17 protein-coding genes are annotated in these 15,777 nt (G+C 66.3%); 9 read left to right on the top strand and 8 right to left on the bottom strand.

The window, feature by feature from the left end:
* Positions 1 to 242 precede the first annotated feature (242 nt).
* The 4 genes from NDI89_RS11195 (at position 243) to NDI89_RS11180 (ending at position 3,731) form a co-directional block, all read left to right on the top strand.
* Positions 243 to 923 carry a helix-turn-helix domain-containing protein gene (locus NDI89_RS11195; protein ID WP_277521657.1) on the top strand — a complete coding sequence of 227 codons (681 nt, stop codon included), beginning with the start codon at positions 243 to 245 and terminating at the stop codon, positions 921 to 923.
* Positions 924 to 1,015: 92 nt separating this feature from the next.
* A complete protein-coding gene (locus NDI89_RS11190) occupies positions 1,016 to 1,933 on the top strand; it encodes a dihydrodipicolinate synthase family protein (RefSeq protein WP_277521656.1) in 918 nt (305 codons plus the stop codon).
* A gap of 63 nt (positions 1,934 to 1,996) precedes the next feature.
* A complete protein-coding gene (locus NDI89_RS11185; RefSeq protein ID WP_277521655.1) occupies positions 1,997 to 3,121 on the top strand; it encodes an acyl-CoA dehydrogenase family protein in 1,125 nt (374 codons plus the stop codon).
* A gap of 70 nt (positions 3,122 to 3,191) precedes the next feature.
* Complete coding sequence (locus tag NDI89_RS11180; RefSeq protein WP_277521654.1) at positions 3,192 to 3,731, top strand: HAD family hydrolase; 540 nt, start codon at positions 3,192 to 3,194, stop codon at positions 3,729 to 3,731.
* Between the two features lie 30 nt (positions 3,732 to 3,761).
* Here NDI89_RS11180 and NDI89_RS11175 read toward each other — a convergent pair whose 3' ends face one another.
* The gene (locus tag NDI89_RS11175) at positions 3,762 to 3,995 is read right to left on the bottom strand and encodes a DUF5822 domain-containing protein (RefSeq protein WP_277521653.1); all 234 of its coding nucleotides are present in this window, start codon (positions 3,993 to 3,995) and stop codon (positions 3,762 to 3,764) included.
* 111 nt (positions 3,996 to 4,106) lie between these two features.
* Here NDI89_RS11175 and panB point away from each other — a divergent pair, with 111 nt between their 5' ends.
* Both panB and NDI89_RS11165 read left to right on the top strand, forming a co-directional pair.
* Positions 4,107 to 4,919 (top strand): 3-methyl-2-oxobutanoate hydroxymethyltransferase, encoded by an 813-nt coding sequence (gene panB, locus NDI89_RS11170; RefSeq protein ID WP_277521652.1) that lies wholly within the window; start codon positions 4,107 to 4,109, stop codon positions 4,917 to 4,919.
* Between the two features lie 162 nt (positions 4,920 to 5,081).
* Entirely contained in the window at positions 5,082 to 5,327 is a 246-nt protein-coding gene (locus NDI89_RS11165; protein ID WP_277521651.1) for a DUF7511 domain-containing protein, read from the top strand.
* A 49-nt stretch (positions 5,328 to 5,376) separates the two neighbouring features.
* Here NDI89_RS11165 and NDI89_RS11160 read toward each other — a convergent pair whose 3' ends face one another.
* Positions 5,377 to 6,174, bottom strand: a complete 798-nt coding sequence (locus NDI89_RS11160) for an alpha/beta fold hydrolase (RefSeq protein ID WP_277521650.1) — start codon at positions 6,172 to 6,174, stop codon at positions 5,377 to 5,379.
* Positions 6,175 to 6,409: 235 nt separating this feature from the next.
* Between NDI89_RS11160 and NDI89_RS11155 the strand changes: the two genes are divergently transcribed.
* Positions 6,410 to 6,658: a DUF7127 family protein gene (locus NDI89_RS11155; protein ID WP_277521649.1), complete on the top strand. Its 249-nt coding sequence runs from the start codon at positions 6,410 to 6,412 to the stop codon at positions 6,656 to 6,658.
* Positions 6,655 to 8,916 carry a CDC48 family AAA ATPase gene (locus NDI89_RS11150; protein WP_277521648.1) on the top strand — a complete coding sequence of 754 codons (2,262 nt, stop codon included), beginning with the start codon at positions 6,655 to 6,657 and terminating at the stop codon, positions 8,914 to 8,916. The genes NDI89_RS11155 and NDI89_RS11150 overlap by 4 nt, the downstream gene beginning before the upstream one ends.
* 262 nt (positions 8,917 to 9,178) lie before the next feature.
* Here NDI89_RS11150 and bcp read toward each other — a convergent pair whose 3' ends face one another.
* From bcp to NDI89_RS11120, 6 genes are all read right to left on the bottom strand, one after another.
* The gene (gene bcp / locus NDI89_RS11145) at positions 9,179 to 9,652 is read right to left on the bottom strand and encodes a thioredoxin-dependent thiol peroxidase (protein WP_277521647.1); all 474 of its coding nucleotides are present in this window, start codon (positions 9,650 to 9,652) and stop codon (positions 9,179 to 9,181) included.
* Between the two features lie 85 nt (positions 9,653 to 9,737).
* Complete coding sequence (locus tag NDI89_RS11140) at positions 9,738 to 10,757, bottom strand: DNA replication complex subunit Gins51 (protein WP_277521646.1); 1,020 nt, start codon at positions 10,755 to 10,757, stop codon at positions 9,738 to 9,740.
* Between the two features lie 178 nt (positions 10,758 to 10,935).
* Entirely contained in the window at positions 10,936 to 12,111 is a 1,176-nt protein-coding gene (gene priS, locus NDI89_RS11135; protein WP_277521645.1) for a DNA primase small subunit PriS, read from the bottom strand.
* A gap of 85 nt (positions 12,112 to 12,196) precedes the next feature.
* On the bottom strand, positions 12,197 to 12,856 hold the full coding sequence (locus NDI89_RS11130) for a hypothetical protein (RefSeq protein ID WP_277521644.1): 660 nt from the start codon (positions 12,854 to 12,856) through the stop codon (positions 12,197 to 12,199).
* A gap of 29 nt (positions 12,857 to 12,885) precedes the next feature.
* Entirely contained in the window at positions 12,886 to 14,835 is a 1,950-nt protein-coding gene (locus NDI89_RS11125; protein ID WP_277521643.1) for a heavy metal translocating P-type ATPase, read from the bottom strand.
* A 6-nt stretch (positions 14,836 to 14,841) separates the two neighbouring features.
* A complete protein-coding gene (locus NDI89_RS11120) occupies positions 14,842 to 15,057 on the bottom strand; it encodes a heavy-metal-associated domain-containing protein (RefSeq protein WP_277521642.1) in 216 nt (71 codons plus the stop codon).
* A 159-nt stretch (positions 15,058 to 15,216) separates the two neighbouring features.
* Here NDI89_RS11120 and NDI89_RS11115 point away from each other — a divergent pair, with 159 nt between their 5' ends.
* Complete coding sequence (locus tag NDI89_RS11115; RefSeq protein ID WP_277521641.1) at positions 15,217 to 15,765, top strand: winged helix-turn-helix domain-containing protein; 549 nt, start codon at positions 15,217 to 15,219, stop codon at positions 15,763 to 15,765.
* The last annotated feature ends 12 nt before the right edge of the window (positions 15,766 to 15,777 follow it).

Genomic DNA, 15,777 nt, shown 5'->3' with positions numbered 1-15,777 from the left:
GTTCTCTTAAACCCCCGGAACACAAAGGCCGGCTCATCAACCGTATTCGAGTCCTGCTTTCTATCGGCACGATCCGGTGAGCGTGGTCGTCATCGACGCAACGGAGCTGCCGTCGGCGAAGCGTTCGAACCGCCACCGAGTAGATCCGTCGGAGACGTCCGAGGCGCATCGAGTCTCCGGACCACGCGACGGCGACGTCGGTCGCCGGTCGGACCCGAGTCAGCGCTACGAGGTGAGTACCAATGACGACGATCGCAGCACTCTCCATTTCGACGGACGAGTTCGCACTCGCAGAGACCGTCCAACGACTATCAGGCCTCGAGATCCGCGTCGAAAGCGTCGTCGCGGAGGGGCCGTGCCGAACGGCACCGCTCGTCTGGTTCTCGAACGTCGACCGCGAGGACCTCGAGCTCGCCCTCGAGGCGGACCCGACCGTCGGCGAGTTCCGGCAGCTGCTCGGAAACACGGCGAACGGCGAACTGTTCTACCGGCTGCAGTACAGCGAGGAGGTCGGCTCCGTCTGTCGGTGCGTCTACGGACACGATGGGACGGTTCTCGATGCCCGAATCACCGACGCCCAGTGGACGCTCCGGCTCCTCTTTCCGCACCGCGAGGAGCTTTCGAGCGCCGTGTCCGACATCGAAGACCGCGGCGTCCGGATCGACGTCAAACGAATGGTCGAGGCCGGTCAGGACGAGGAGCTCGAGACGACCGCAGCGCTGACCGAACCCCAGCAAGAGGCCATCGCCGAGGCCTACCGGCAGGGCTACTACGACGTCCCCAGGGAGATCTCGCTCGAGGAACTCGCGAACGAACTCGACATCTCCCATCAGGCGCTCTCCGAGCGCCTCCGCCGGGCGAACCGCGTCCTCGCGGGCGAGCAACTGGACGAGCCGGAAAGCGAGATGGCGACGCCCGATTGAGGCTCGATCGTACCGCCGGCGAGATCGGTTGGACGCGACGGGGTTAGACAGACGGCGGTCGTTTTTTGCACGTACTCGGTGGACGCTCGGCCATGGCGTACCACGATCCCGGCGCTGGCGATCCGCTGTCGCTCCACGGCGTCGTCCCGCCGACGGTCACCGCGTATCACGAGGACGAGTCGGTCGATTACGAGACGACGGCCGCTCACGCACGCTTCGTCGTCGACCGCGGCGCTCACGGCGTGTTCCCGCTGGGAACCAACGGCGAGTTCCCGCTGTTATCGGGCGAGGAACGCGACCGGGTGGTCGAAGCGGTCGTCGACGAAGTCGGTGACGAGGTGCCGGTCATCGCCGGCGTCGGCGCACCCAGTACGCATCGGACGATCGCCCGCGCCGAGCACGTCGAGTCGGTCGGCGCAGACGGCATCGTCGTCGTGACACCGTACTACTATCCTCTGGACCACCAGGGGGCCCTCGAGCACTATCGTCGGGTGGCCGAGGCCGTCTCCCTGCCGGTCTATATCTACCACATTCCGAGCAAGACCGGCAACGAACTGTCCCTCGAGACCCTCGCCGACCTCGCGGCGATCGACGCCGTCGCGGGGGTCAAGGACTCGAGCAAGGACGTCCCCTGGCTCGCCCGGGCGATCGACGCCCACCCCGACCTGACTTTCCTCGCGGGGTCGGACTCCCTGGTCTTCACCGGGCTCGAGATCGGCTGTTCGGGGGCGGTCAGCGCCGTCGCGAACGCCTTCCCGGAGCTCGTCGTCGACTGTTATGCGGCCTACGACGCGGGCGAGGAGGACCGAGCGCGCGAGCTCCAGAGCGACATCTTCCGGGTTCGCAACGCGTTCAAAACCGGCGGTGCGTACATGTCGGGCGTCAAGACCGCGCTCCGGATGCGCGAGTTCGACGCCGGGCCGCTCCGGAGCCCGCTTCGGCGCAAAGACGACGACTCCGCCGCGGAGATGCGCGAGCTGCTCCGAGGGCTGGATCTCGAGGGGATCTGAGGGCCGCCCGCCGACCCGCGAGTGAGACACGGAGATTTTTGCCACGGCCGTCGAATGGCCGCCATGGAGCTCACCGAGGAGCAGGCCGCGGTTCGCGACGTCGTCCGGGAGTTCGCCGGCGAAGAGATCAGGCCGACCGCGCTCGAGGCGGACGAGACGCAGGCGTTCCCGGAAGACGTCTGGGACGGGCTCGCCGAGCTGGACCTGACCGGGCTGACGGTTCCCGAGGAGTACGGCGGTTACGACGCGCATCCGGTCACGGCTGCCGTGGTCAACGAAGAAGTCGCCTACGGGATGTTGGCCGTAGCGACGGCCCTGTCGGTCCACTCGCTCGCGACCTCCTGTATCGCCGAGTTCGGTAGCGAGAACCAGCGGGAACGATGGCTGCCCGAGATGGCCGAGGGTCGTCCGGTCGGCGCCTTCGCGCTCTCCGAGCCCCACGCCGGCTCGAATCCCGCGGAGATGTCGACGGTGGCGAGGCGGGACGGGGACGAGTACGTCATCGACGGCGAGAAACAGTGGATCACGAACGGTCGGCGCGCCGGCGTCTACGTCCTCTTCGCGAAGACCGACCGCGACGATCCGTCGTCGGTCACGCAGTTTCTCGTCCCCGGCGACGTCGACGGGCTGACCGTCGGCGAGAAAGAGGACAAACTCGGCTTGCGCGCCAGCGACACGACGAGCCTGACGTTCGACGACGTTCGGATTCCGGCCGAAAATCGACTGACAGAGGAAGGAAAAGGCCTCTCGGCCGCGTTCCACATCCTCACCGGCGGCCGGATCGCCATCGCCGCCCAGTCGGTCGGCCTCGCACGGTGTGCCCTCGACGAGGCGACGGCCTACAGCCGGGAGCGCGAGCAGTTCGGCGGCCCCATCTCGGACATCCAGACGATCCGGCACAAACTCGCCGAGATGGCGACCAGGACGCGAGCCGCGCGATTGCTGACGCGGGACGCCGCCCGAAAGCGGGCGGCCGGCGATGCGGCGCTCGAGGCCAGCATGGCGAAGTACTTCGCGAGCGAGGCGGCGATGTTCGCGACCAACGAGGCCGTCCAGATCCACGGGGGCTACGGCTACGTCACGGAGGGCGAGGTCGAACGCCTCTACCGCGACGCCAAGATCACCGAGATCTACGAGGGGACGACGGAGATCCAGAAGACGGTCATCGCGCGGGAGTTGCTCGAGTGAGAGCGGTCGATCGACCTCGCGGTTCGCTCCGACCGAAGTCCCTATTCCCCTGTCGGTCGTATCACCGACAGTGACGGAGTACGATGCCGTCGTCTACGACCTGGACGGAACGCTCGTCGATCTCGACGTCGACTGGAATGCGGTTGCCATCGACGTCCGCGCGGTGTACGACGACGCGAACGTCGAACCGCCGAGCGACGGCCTCTGGGACATGCTCGAGGCCGCGGCCGACGTCGGGCTCGCCGCCGAGGTGGAAGCGGCCATCGCCAGCCACGAGCACGACGGCGCGCGGACCTCGGATCGGCTCGCCCACGCGGACGAACTGCTCGAGCGGTCGCTGCCGGCGGGCGTCTGTTCGCTGAACTGCGAGCGGGCCTGCCGGATCGCGCTCGAGGAACACGCGCTGGCGGCCGCGGTCGGCGCCGTCGTCGGCCGCGATACGGTCGAAACGTGGAAGCCCGATCCGGAGCCGCTGCTCGCGACGATCCGAGCGCTCGAGGTCGACCCGGAGCGGGCGCTGTTTATCGGTGATTCGGCGCGCGATCAGCGGACGGCGGAACGGGCGGGCGTCGACTTCGAGTACGTCGGCGACGGGCCGTCGGGCGTGTGAACTCGGGTCATCGCTCGCGGCGTCGCGTCGCTACGTCTGCTTGCGTCTGGCGTACGCGAAAACCACGAGCGACGTGACCAACCAGACGGGGGCACCGACCCGGATCGCGAACTCGACGCGGTCGGCCCACGTGGGGAGGGTCGCGGTCGCCGACAGCGCGGCGACGAGCGGTGCGCCGACGAGGATGGTAGCGACGAACGTCGTCTGCATCACCCAGCCGTAATCGACCCCGTCGGGAGTGGTCGTGTCGACGCGTTCGGGCACAGATGGGTATGACTACCGGGTCCTCTTAAATACGCCGGCTCGTCCGTGAACGCGTGACGAGAGCTATCAGAAAAACAACGACGTTTAATCGCGGGACACCAATCTGTGCGTATGCCTACCGTGCGGGACATCAGGGCAAACGCGGGCGAGGAACCGATTACGATGCTGACGGCCTACGATGCGCCCACGGCGTCGATCGTGGACGAGGCCGGCGTCGACATCATTCTCGTCGGCGACAGCCTCGGGAACACCAGTCTGGGCCACGAGAACACGCTCCCGGTGACCGTCGACGATATGGCCCGTCACACCGGGGCGGTCGCGCGTGCGACCGACGACGCGCTCGTCGTCGCCGACATGCCGTTCCTCTCGATCGGCGTCGACGAAGCGGCCAGCCTCGAGAACGCCGGACGGATGCTCAAAGAGGAGGACGCCCACGCGGTCAAACTCGAGTGCGGTCCGCACACCGTCGACCTCACCGAAAAACTGGTCGAACTCGGGATTCCAGTGATGGCCCACCTCGGGCTGACGCCCCAGCACGTCAACCAGTACGGCGGCTACCCGCGACAGGGGACGGAACAGGCGGCCGCGGAACGCATCCTCGAGCTGGCCCGGGCGCACGCGGACGCCGGAGCGTTCTCGCTCGTCCTCGAGCACGTGCCCTCGAACCTCGCGGCCGACGTGACGGCGGCGCTGGATATTCCGACGATCGGGATCGGTGCCGGCCCGGACTGTGACGGACAGGTGCTCGTGGTCGACGACGCGGTCGGGCTCAGCGAGTGGTCGCCCTCGTTCTCGAAGCAGTTCGGGAACGTTCGTCGGGAGATGGAATCCGCCATCGGGGAGTACGTGTCTGCAGTCGAGTCCGGGGAGTTCCCCGCCGAGGAACACAGCCACGAAGAGGGCGAACTCGAGGACATCTATTGAGCGGCCGGTGGTTGGGCCCGGGCTGACAACGTCACCGCGGCGTTTCGGATCGACTGGCGAGCGCCACACGGACTCGCGTTCGCGACGACTGTCAGCCCGTCGAGCGTAATAGGTGTATATTACCACATACAGATGGAGGCTGTATATGGAGACAGTATTTATATGTCGTGCGAGCGTGTCTCGAGACACAGCGCGGAGGATCAAACCATTTCAAACTCTTCGAGCCACACGCCCGGTGAGCGGGGCTGGGCTGCCGATCGGTCGTCGCGGTTACAACACGTCACCGTCGAGCAGGAGGACGTGGCCGTCTGTACGATGTTTCCGAAAGAGATCGACGAGGACGTGATGTCGACCCAGTGGATCACTGCCACCACGGATTCGTTCGTTCCGCTCGAGCAACATCGGTAGCACCGACGTCCGGAGACCCCGGCTCCGACGCTCCCCTCCTCTCGGTTTCTTAGTACCAGTCTCGGCTTCGTTCGCTATCGACTTCCGCGAGAAATTCGTCGACGACATCGTTGAACGCAGCCGGGCGTTCGACCATCGCCAGGTGTGCGGCGTCTTCGATTTCGGCCAGTCTGCCGCCGTCGATCTCCTCGGCCAGATACTCGTGGAACCACGGCGGCGTCAACTGGTCGTGTTCTCCGTACACCGCGAGCGCGGGAGTCTCGATCTCGGCGACGCGGTCGCGGACGTCGAACTCGTGGCAGGTCAGAAAATCCCGGCGCGTGACCGCCTGTCCGCACTCGCGCATCCGTTCCATCGATCGCTCTCGCTGGCCCGGGTCGGAGTCGTGGAAGAGCCGGTCCGGTCCGTGGAGGAACTCGAGCGCCTGTTCGAAGTCCGACTTGAGCCACGTCAGCAGGTCCTCGAGCACGCCGAGCCGGGCACCGGACCCCGTCAGGACGACCGCTTCGGGATCGTACTCGCGCTCGAGGAGGATCTGGAGAACGACGGCACCGCCGAGGGAACTTCCGATGAGGACCTCCGAGTCCGTTTCCTCGACGACGGCCAGGACGTCGTCGGCGTACGCGGACAACGCCGAGTAGCCGGCGCTCGCATCGATATCGTCGGAGTCACCGTGGCCGCTGAGATCGATCGGAACGATCGGTGCCTGATCCGCGAGCGCTCGCTGTCCCTCCCAGACGTCGCGTGACCCACCGCTCCCGTGAATACAGCAGATCGGCGGTCCGTCGTGACCTCGATCGACGACCTCGTACGCCGTTTCCCGGCCGTGATGTGATACCGTTACCATGTCGAACGACACGACCGGAACGGTGATAAAGACTCGATTCGGCCGGGGCCGGGAAACGCCACCAACGGGAATATATCCGTCCCGGCCCATTATCGCGGTACCGTCTCGGACGGGTAGTCGCGGTGATTCTACTGTGAACTACGAACAATCAACTCTCCACCGATATGCTGCCTTCATGCGGTATATCGACGAAAGATTTATATAGTGTCGGCGCTAACTTTGGGTTAGTTGAAGCATGACTCTCGAACAATTCTCCCCCGAAGAGGGGCAAGTGGCCCGACGGTACGAATACGACGACAGCACGGTGATGGCTGTCGACTTCGGTACCGAAGAGGCCGATGCGTCTGTCGACGTCGTCGACGACACGGTTATCGTCGTCCTCGCCGACGACCAGTACGAAATCGAACTCCCAGACGATATCGAGAACGCGCACACGTTTATGAAAAACGGGGTTCTCACTATCGAACTGGAGGAGGAACTATGAAACTCACTGTCAAACCACTCAAACAGAAGGACGCGGGCCGCGGACTGGCCGCGATCGACCGCGTCTCCATGAACGAACTCGACCTCGAGAACGGGGACTACATCGTCATCAAGGGCAAGGGCGACAATCAGGCCGTCGCCCGCGTCTGGCCCGGCTACCCCGAAGACGAAGGACGCGGAATCGTCCGCATCGACGGCCGCCTGCGACAGGAGGCCGACGTCGGGATCGACGACAACGTGTCCATCGAACCCGCCGACGTCAAACCCGCCAACTCGGTCACCGTGGCGCTTCCCCAGAACCTGCGCATCCGCGGCGACATCGGCCCGCTCGTGCGGGACAAGCTGAGCGGACAGGCGGTCACGGAGGGCCAGACGGTCCCGTTCTCGCTCTCCTTCGGGCCCATGGCCAGCTCCGGCCAGTCCGTCCCGCTGAAGATCGCGGGTACCTCGCCGTCGGGCACCGTCGTCATCACGGACTCGACGAGCATCGAAATTTCGGAGACGCCCGCCGAACAGGTCGAATCCGGCGGCGGCACCTCCGCGGAGGGCGTCCCGAACGTCGCTTACGAGGACATCGGCGGTCTCGACGAGGAACTCGACCAGGTCCGAGAGATGATCGAGCTGCCGATGCGCCACCCCGAACTGTTCCAGCAGCTCGGGATCGAGCCGCCGAAGGGCGTCCTCCTGCACGGCCCGCCGGGCACGGGGAAGACCCTGATGGCCAAGGCCGTCGCCAACGAGATCGACGCCCACTTCGAGACGATCTCCGGGCCGGAGATCATGTCGAAGTACTACGGCGAGTCCGAGGAGCAGCTCCGCGAAGTCTTCGAAGAAGCCGAGGAGAACGCGCCCTCGATCATCTTCATCGACGAGCTCGACTCCATCGCGGCCAAGCGCGAGGAAGCCGGCGGTGACGTGGAACGACGCGTCGTCGCACAGCTCCTCTCGCTGATGGACGGCCTCGAGGAACGGGGCCGCGTCACGGTCATCGCCGCGACCAACCGCGTCGACGCGATCGACCCCGCGCTCCGGCGCGGCGGCCGCTTCGACCGCGAGATCGAGATCGGCGTTCCGGACAAGGAGGGCCGCAAGGAGATCCTGCAGGTCCACACCCGCGGGATGCCCCTCGACGAGGGGATCGATCTCGATCAGTACTCCGAGAGCACGCACGGCTTCGTCGGTGCCGACCTCGAGTCGCTGGCCCGCGAGAGCGCGATGAACGCGCTCCGCCGGATCCGCCCCGAACTCGACCTCGAGTCCGAGGAGATCGACGCCGACGTGCTCGACTCGCTGGAAGTCACCGAACGCGACTTCAAGGAGGCGCTCAAGGGCATCCAGCCCTCCGCGATGCGTGAGGTCTTCGTCGAAGTCCCCGACGTCACCTGGAACGACGTCGGCGGCCTGGGCGAGACCAAAGAGCAGCTCCGCGAGACGATCCAGTGGCCCCTGGACTACCCCGAGGTGTTCGAGCAGATGGACATGCAGGCCGCCAAGGGCGTCCTCATGTACGGCCCGCCGGGCACGGGGAAGACCCTGCTCGCCAAGGCCGTCGCCAACGAGGCCCAGTCGAACTTCATCTCGATCAAGGGCCCCGAGCTGCTGAACAAGTACGTCGGGGAGTCCGAGAAGGGGGTCCGCGAGGTCTTCGAGAAGGCGCGGTCGAACGCACCGACCGTGATCTTCTTCGACGAGATCGACTCGATCGCGGGCGAACGCGGCCAGCGCCAGGGTGACTCCGGCGTCGGCGAACGCGTCGTCTCCCAGCTCCTGACCGAGCTCGACGGGCTCGAGGAGCTCGAGGACGTCGTCGTGATCGCCACGACCAACCGACCGGACCTCATCGACAGCGCCCTGCTCCGTCCCGGCCGGCTCGACCGCCACGTCCACGTGCCGGTCCCCGACGAGGACGCGCGCAAGGCGATCTTCGAGGTCCACACCCGCAACAAGCCCCTGGCCGAGTCGGTCGACCTCGAGTGGCTCGCGGGCGAAACGGACGGCTACGTCGGTGCCGACATCGAGGCGGTCTGTCGCGAAGCGTCGATGGCGGCCAGCCGCGAGTTCATCAACTCGGTCGACCCCGAGGAGATGGGCGACACCATCGGCAACGTTCGCATCAGTCGCGAGCACTTCGAACACGCGCTCGGCGAGGTCAACCCGAGCGTCTCACCCGACACCCGCGAGCAGTACGAGGAGCTCGAAGACGAGTTCCAGCAGGCCGAACCCGGACAGGACGAACAGCTCGGACGGACCTTCCAGTAAGGGCTGTCCCCGGCGACGACCGGCGTTGCCGCCGTTCGCGTTCCGCCTCCCGCCGTTCACATTATTCTTCGACCGCCGCACGATTCGCGTATCGTCGGTAGTAGTCTTCCCGCCGGCAGGTTCGAACTCGAGTACCACCGGTCGATACTCGAAGACGGGCCGGTCGCGGAGAAGCGAGTCCGCTCGGTCGATAGACCGCGGATCGATCCGTACGTATCAAAAAGTGACTTCTGAAGGAATCTGCTTCGTCCGGGCTCGCGTCTCAGTGGGCGATGTCCGCCGGCTGGAGGTCCGCGAGCACCTCGTCGGCGTGGCCCTCGGGCGAAACACCTTCGTAGACCGCCTCGATCCGTCCGTCCGGGCCGACGACGTAGGTGTTCCGGAAGACGCCGTCGAAAGTGTTCCCGAACATGCGTTTCTCGCCGTAGGATTCGTACAGGGTCGCGACTTCGCCGAACTCGTCCGAGAGCAGATCGAACTCGAGGTCGTAGTCGGCCGCGAAGTCGGCGATGTCGTCGACGGGATCGTCGCTGATGCCGACGACTGCGGCGTCGAGTTCGTCGAGTTCCGGGAGTGCATCGTTGAACTCGCAGGCCTCGGTCGTACAGCCGTCCGTGTTGGCGCGGGGATAGAAGTAGACGACGAGCCGCTGCCCGTCGAAATCGGAGCGGCGGACCGTCTCGCCGTGTTGGTTTTGCAGTTCGAACTCAGGTGCCTCGTCGCCGGCGTCGAGCATGAATGCGAGTTAGCGACGGGTAATGTATGCGTTACGGTTTCACACGACAGCTGTCCGCGGGGCCGAAACCGAGACCCCGATCGCCTCACTCGAGCCGTTCGGCGGCCTCCCGCTCGAGGAGCGGGGCGGCGTTTGCTTCCGGCAGCGTGACCACGTCGTCGCTCGACAGGGTGTACTCTCGATCGTCGACGCCGAGAATGGAGCCGATATCGGCGGTGATTCTGACGGTCGTGCGATCGACGTCGGCGGACGAGTCGTGTGGCTCGTCGGGTCCGGAACCGTCGTCGGGGTCCGAGACTGCTGAGTCGGCGTCGCGGTCCGACCCGTCGGAGCTCGGTTGCGCCGGGTCCGCAGCATCGACGGCATCGCCGTCCGCGGACCGAGGAGACGGTTCGTCGATGTCCCCGCTCGGTCGCTCGGTCCCATCGGGTCGGCCGGTTCCGGTCCCGTCAGTCGCGCCGACCGACGGTTTGTCGCCGCCCATGACGTCCGCTGGAGAGACGCCGCTCGAGTCCTCCGGGTCCGGTTCCGCCTCCGCCGAGGAAGGGTCGCCCGGTGACGGCTCCTCGGGCGGTGCCGGCGGCGGGTCGTCGGAAGCCGTGGTATCCGCTGATGGGTGGCCGGGAACCGACTCGGGATCCCCGCGCGTCTCGGCCGCGGCGGGATCGGAGCCGGCCGCCGAATCCGTGTTCGGACCCGGCCCGGCGTCCGGATCCGTGACGCCCTCGAGTACGTCCAGCACGCGGCTCTTGTTCGATCCGATACGGTCGACGAGGTCGTCGAAGAGGTCGGACTCTTCGGCGGTGAGGCCTTCGTCGTTGGCCGGCATGCCGGCCGCGGCGAGGCTGGCCTGCTTGACGAGTTTCCCCATCCGGCGCTCGTAGATCGCTTCGACCACGTCCTTGGCGGTCTCGATCTCGTCGGTCAGCTGCCCGACCTCGGGTTCGGAAAAGGGGTCCTCGGCCTGCTCGGCCACGCGGTCGCGTTCGTCCTCGAGATCGGCGATGTACTCGCCGACCTCCTGGTAGAACGAGGGGCGCAGGTTCTGGAGGCTATCCTTCTGGCGCTCCTTGCTCTGGACCGAACGCAGTTCGTCTAGATTCATTGCTTTGCTCACTCCCCGTTCCGGCGGGACGGTCGGCGGAACTCCTGACCGGAGTGAACAGTCTCCGGGGTTGTAAACATATCGTCGTCGGCGCGACGGTCGCTCACTCTCGGGCATCGGTCAGCCCGACGAGCCGACGACTATCGGACGGTAACCGGTCCCTCGGTCTCGATACCGATCACTCCTTTTCTTTCTCGGCTCGACCGCGTGCCATCAGGAACACGGCGACGTACTCGGGAAGCGATTGGACGCCCTCGGACACCGAAAACGCATCTCCGTTCAGCTCGACCTCGCCGCCGTCGCTCACGTCGACGGTAATCTCGTGGCCGACGAAGGTCTCCGGGACGGCGTCGATCAGGGGGTCGAAGTCCGCGATCTCGTCGCGCTCGAGGCGGACCGTTTTCAACCCGCTCCCGCCGTGCAGACTGCCCGGGAGCCGAATCAGTCGGTTCGTGTCCGTCGTGACCGGTTCGTCGATCGGCGCGTTGTCCCGCTCGACGGCCGTGCTCGCGAACCGTTCCGCGAGTTGCGCGATCGCAGTGTGGACGGTGACGTTGCCCGCCTCGAGCTCCTCGCGGTTGTTGCGGGCCGCGTTGAGGGTCGCCGTCGCTTTCCCCTCGCCGATGCCGTCGAACGCCTGGAGGCGCTCGAGGGCGGCGTCTTCCTCCAGTTCGAGCAACTCGTCGACGAACCCCATGAAGTGGTCGTGCGTCCGAGCGCCCCAGCCGCCTTCGATCTGTAGCGTGCGACGTTGCGTCGGGGTCTTCCGTCCGAGCCCGGCGACGGTCTCGGTCTCGATCAGGTCGTCGAACTCGAGGCCGATGCCGCGGACGTAGTCGACGATCTCGCGGCGGTGCTCCCGCTCTAAGTGCAGGACGTTCTCGTCGCGGACGTGGACGTGATAGCCGCGGCCGCCCGAGAAGACGATCTCGAGGTCTTCGAAGGCGAAGTCGTCCGCGAGGAAGTCGAGCAGCCGGAAGAGGGCGTCCTTACACTTCGCGAGCATCTCCCCGTAGCTGTCCTCGCCGAGCGTGACGCTCGGGAGGTGGTCGGCGTCGAGGTCGAAGACGAGATCCGCGGACTGCCAGTCCTTCTCGTTCATCGAGCTCGCGCCGGGGTCGCGAAAGCGCCCCGCGGAGAAGTAGACGTGTCGCGGGCGCTTTCGGACGAGGAACTCCGAGAGATCGCCCAGCTCGAGCAGCGAACGGTGGCGGACCATCGTCGTGTCTGGTCCCTCGGTCCAGGGGATGAATCCCCACTCGCGTTCGTTTGCCGCGGGCGGCGGCGTGAGCTCAGTCCGCCGATAGTAGTCCCGAAATCTCCCGCGGAGGTAGGCCCTCGTTCGCTCTTCCATACGCTTCGCCTACTCATCGTGGGTCGGGTATAATTGTATTGGACTGACCGTGTGAGTCCGGACGGGACCGACGGGTCGACGACGGTTATCCGTCGGCGCTCCGCTTCGTAGATCCGTCGACCGTGACGAACCCGTCACCGCGCAAGATCCGCTCGACCCGGCCGTGCCAGGCCTCGGCGAAGGCCGCGCGTTCGTCCGCGGTCGCCTCGCCGTCGATCAGCGACGGGAGGTGTCGCGTGGCCGGTCCGGCGTCCGGAATCTTCGAGGTGTCGTACGTGACGCGGACCGTCTCGTCCGTATCGGTTCGCGTGAACTCGTACGTGATGCCCGCCGTGCCGATGGCCCCGAACCGCAGCAGGTCCGTTCGGCCGCCGTGGCCTCCGGCCAGACCGCCGAATCCGTCCTCGCCGGCGGCACCCGTCACGTACGAGATCAGTCGCGACGTGACGCCGTAACTCGGATCGGTTCGCGGCCCGCCCGCGAGCACGGCGACCTCGCCGCGGACGGGGAGTTCGTCCGGATAGAGTGCTTCGAGCCCATCCTGAGCGATTCGGTACGCACCGGCCGCCGTGGGACAGGAGTGGCCGGCTATTTTGACGACGTCCCTGTACGTGACGACGAACGGGTCGCCGGGCTGGAGGACGGCGAGCGCTTCTGCAACGGGGTCTCGCAGTCGGATCGGCTCGACGTCGGTGTAGTCGACGGTCCAGTTCGTTCGGTCGGTTTCGTGGGTGGATTGAGTCATTGTCGGACGTGTGATCGCAGTGGGCGTCGTCAGTGCCGCAGCAGCCGCATCCCGTTGAGGATGACCAGTAGCACGCTTCCGATGTGGACGAGCATGCCGCCCGCCATGTGGACGTAGCCCGCGAAGACGCCGGCCAGCAGCAGGGCGACCGTCGCCACGGCGACGGCGACGTTCTCGAAGACGTTCCAGCGGGTCGCCTTGCTGAGCGTCACGGCATAGGGAATGCGTTCCAGGTCGTCCGCCATCAGCGCCATGTCCGCCGTCTCGATCGCGGTGTCGGTTCCGGCGGCACCCATCGCGATGCCGACGTCGGCGGTCGCCAGCGAGGGCGCGTCGTTGATGCCGTCGCCGACCATCGCCACGACGCGGCCCTCGTCTTGAAACGACCGGATGGCGTCCTGTTTCTCATCGGGCAGTAGTGCCGCCCGGTAGTCGTCAATATCGACTGTTTCGGCGACGCTGCGTGCCGTTCGCTCGTTGTCGCCGGTCAGCATCACCGTGCGGACGCCGGCGTCGTTCAGTGCCGCCACGACGCCGGCCGCGGCGGGACGGAGTTCGTCCCGGAGCGAAACGATACCGACGACCTTCCCGTCGAGAACGACGTGAACCGCGGTCTCACCGGACGCCTCGCGTTCGCGAAGGCGGTCGGTGATCCGGGTCGGAACGTCGATATCATGGTTTTCGAGGAGCGCGCGGTTGCCGACGAGGATCCGACGGCCGTCGTCCCGGGCGACGACGCCCTTCCCGGCGACGACTTCGAACTCGTCGGGATCGGGAATCGTCGGCCGTTCGACGACCGCGCCGCCGTCGGTGCGGTGCTCCGACGAGGGACGTCTCGTGCCGGTCGACTCACCGCCGTCAGTGGCGTGGGCAGTACCGGCTCCGTCACCCGCCCCGGCAGCCTCGAGAACGGCGTCTGCGAGGTGGTGTTCGCTCTTCTTCTCCGCGATAGCCGCGTAGCGGAGCACCTCGTCGTCGGCGGTACCGAACCCCTCGACGTGCGAGACGGTCGTCTCGCCTCTCGTCAGGGTCCCGGTCTTGTCGAACGCGACGAGGTCGATCTTGCCGGCCGTCTCGAGGTGCTCACCGCCTTTCATGAGCACGCCCGAGCGCGCGGCGTTGCCGATGGCGCTGACGATGCTGACCGGCGGGCCGATGACGAGCGCCCCGGGACAGCCGATGACGAGCAGCGTCAGCGACACGATGGCGTTCCCGGTACTCGCGTACGTCCCGACCGCCAGCACGACGATCGCGGGCGTGTAGTATTTCGCGAAGCGCTCGATGATCGTCTCCGTCGGCGCTTTCGCCTCCTGGGCCTCCTCGACCCGGCGGACGATCCGCTCGAGCGTCGTGTCCGAGCCGGTGTCGGTGGCGACGACCTCGAGTGCGCCCTCCCGATTGATCGTCCCGGCGTAAACCTCGTCGCCGGTCGATTTGTGGACGGGCGCGCTTTCGCCGGTGACGGGGGCCTGATCGATCGCACTCTCGCCGTCGGCGACCTCGCCGTCGACGGGGACCTTCGCGCCGGGCTTGACGATCACGGTCTCGCCCGGATCGACCTCGCGAGCCGGTACCTCGAGGGCTTCCCCGTTCCGGCGAACGATCGCCGTGTCCGGTGTCATCTCGAGGAGCTCCCGGAGCGCGCTTCGAGTCTTGCTCATCGTCCGCGCCTCGAGGTAGTTCCCGAGCGCGAACAGGAAGACGACGGCGCCGGCCTCCCAGTACTCGCCGATGACGATCGCGCCGATCGCGGCCAGGGTGACGAGTGTGTTGATGCCGACGGTGCCGCTGCGTAGCGTATAGGAGGCCTTCTTCGCGACGTCGTACCCGCCGACGACCGCCGCGAGGATCACGAGGACCGCGCTTGCCTGATCGAGGTCGCGGGCGTAGCCGAGGCTCCAGCCACCCGCGAGGAGCAGGCCGCTGGCGGCGACGATGACCGGCTGTCGGTGTTTCCGGAAGTACCGGTTGAGATTCACTGGCCGTCACCGTTCCCGGGGCGTATACCCCTGGTTCGAGATCGTCCGTTCGAAGACGTCGGGATCGACGGTGCCCTCGTCGTACTCGATTTCGACGCGTCCGGTCGTGTAATGGACTTCGACGCGCTCGACGCCGTCAGTTTTCGAAAGCGATCGTTCGACGTTGCTCGCACACGTCGGGCAGTCGAAGTCGGTCACGCGGTATTCTTCGGTTCGGGTCATTGCGTCTCGAATAGGCCTCCGTGCCCCGTCCGTAAATATATAACTAAGATGACTTGTTTGAATTCCATCACGGTCGATTCCACCGGTCAAACGACTCGTCTAGACGGTCGCGCGGTCTGAGCGACTTATACGGGTCGCGGCCCAACGACCGGGTAACCGATGCCCGAATTCACGTCGGACGTGACGATCGACGACATCGCGGTCCGGGACACGAACGTCTCGAGCGCCGTCGACGAACCGGTCCGTGCGATGATCCTCGACATGCTCGCCGAAGAGGCCCTCTCCGTGACGGAGATCGACGACGACCTGGAAGGGCGGGGCTACGACCGGACGCTCAATACGGTTCGTCACCACGTCAACGAACTCCGCGACGCGGGTCTCGTCGAGGTCGCCCGACTCGAGGAGCAAAACGGCGGGACGACGAAGTACTACCGTGCGAACACGATCGTTCTCTCGTACGCGCTTCCCGACGACGCGCGGGACGATATCGGGGAAATGGCCCACGCTCTCGCACCCGACGTGGCCGCTCTCGTGGCTGACCTCGAAGCGGAGTACGGCGAAACCATAGATCGGATCGCCGACGAGATGGCGCCCTGTGCGCACTGTCGGAGCCAGAAGTACGAAACGTACCTGCTGCTGACGGTTCTCCGTCGAGCGTTCGTCGAGGGAACCGTCCGGAACGAGCGGGACGACCCACCGACTCGGTGAGGGCCGCCGAGA

The organism is Natrinema salsiterrestre, assembly GCF_029502005.1.
Classification (GTDB): Archaea; Halobacteriota; Halobacteria; order Halobacteriales; family Natrialbaceae; genus Natrinema; species Natrinema salsiterrestre.
Note: the sequence above shows the minus strand (reverse complement) of the source record. Positions and strands in the feature narration are given on the sequence as shown.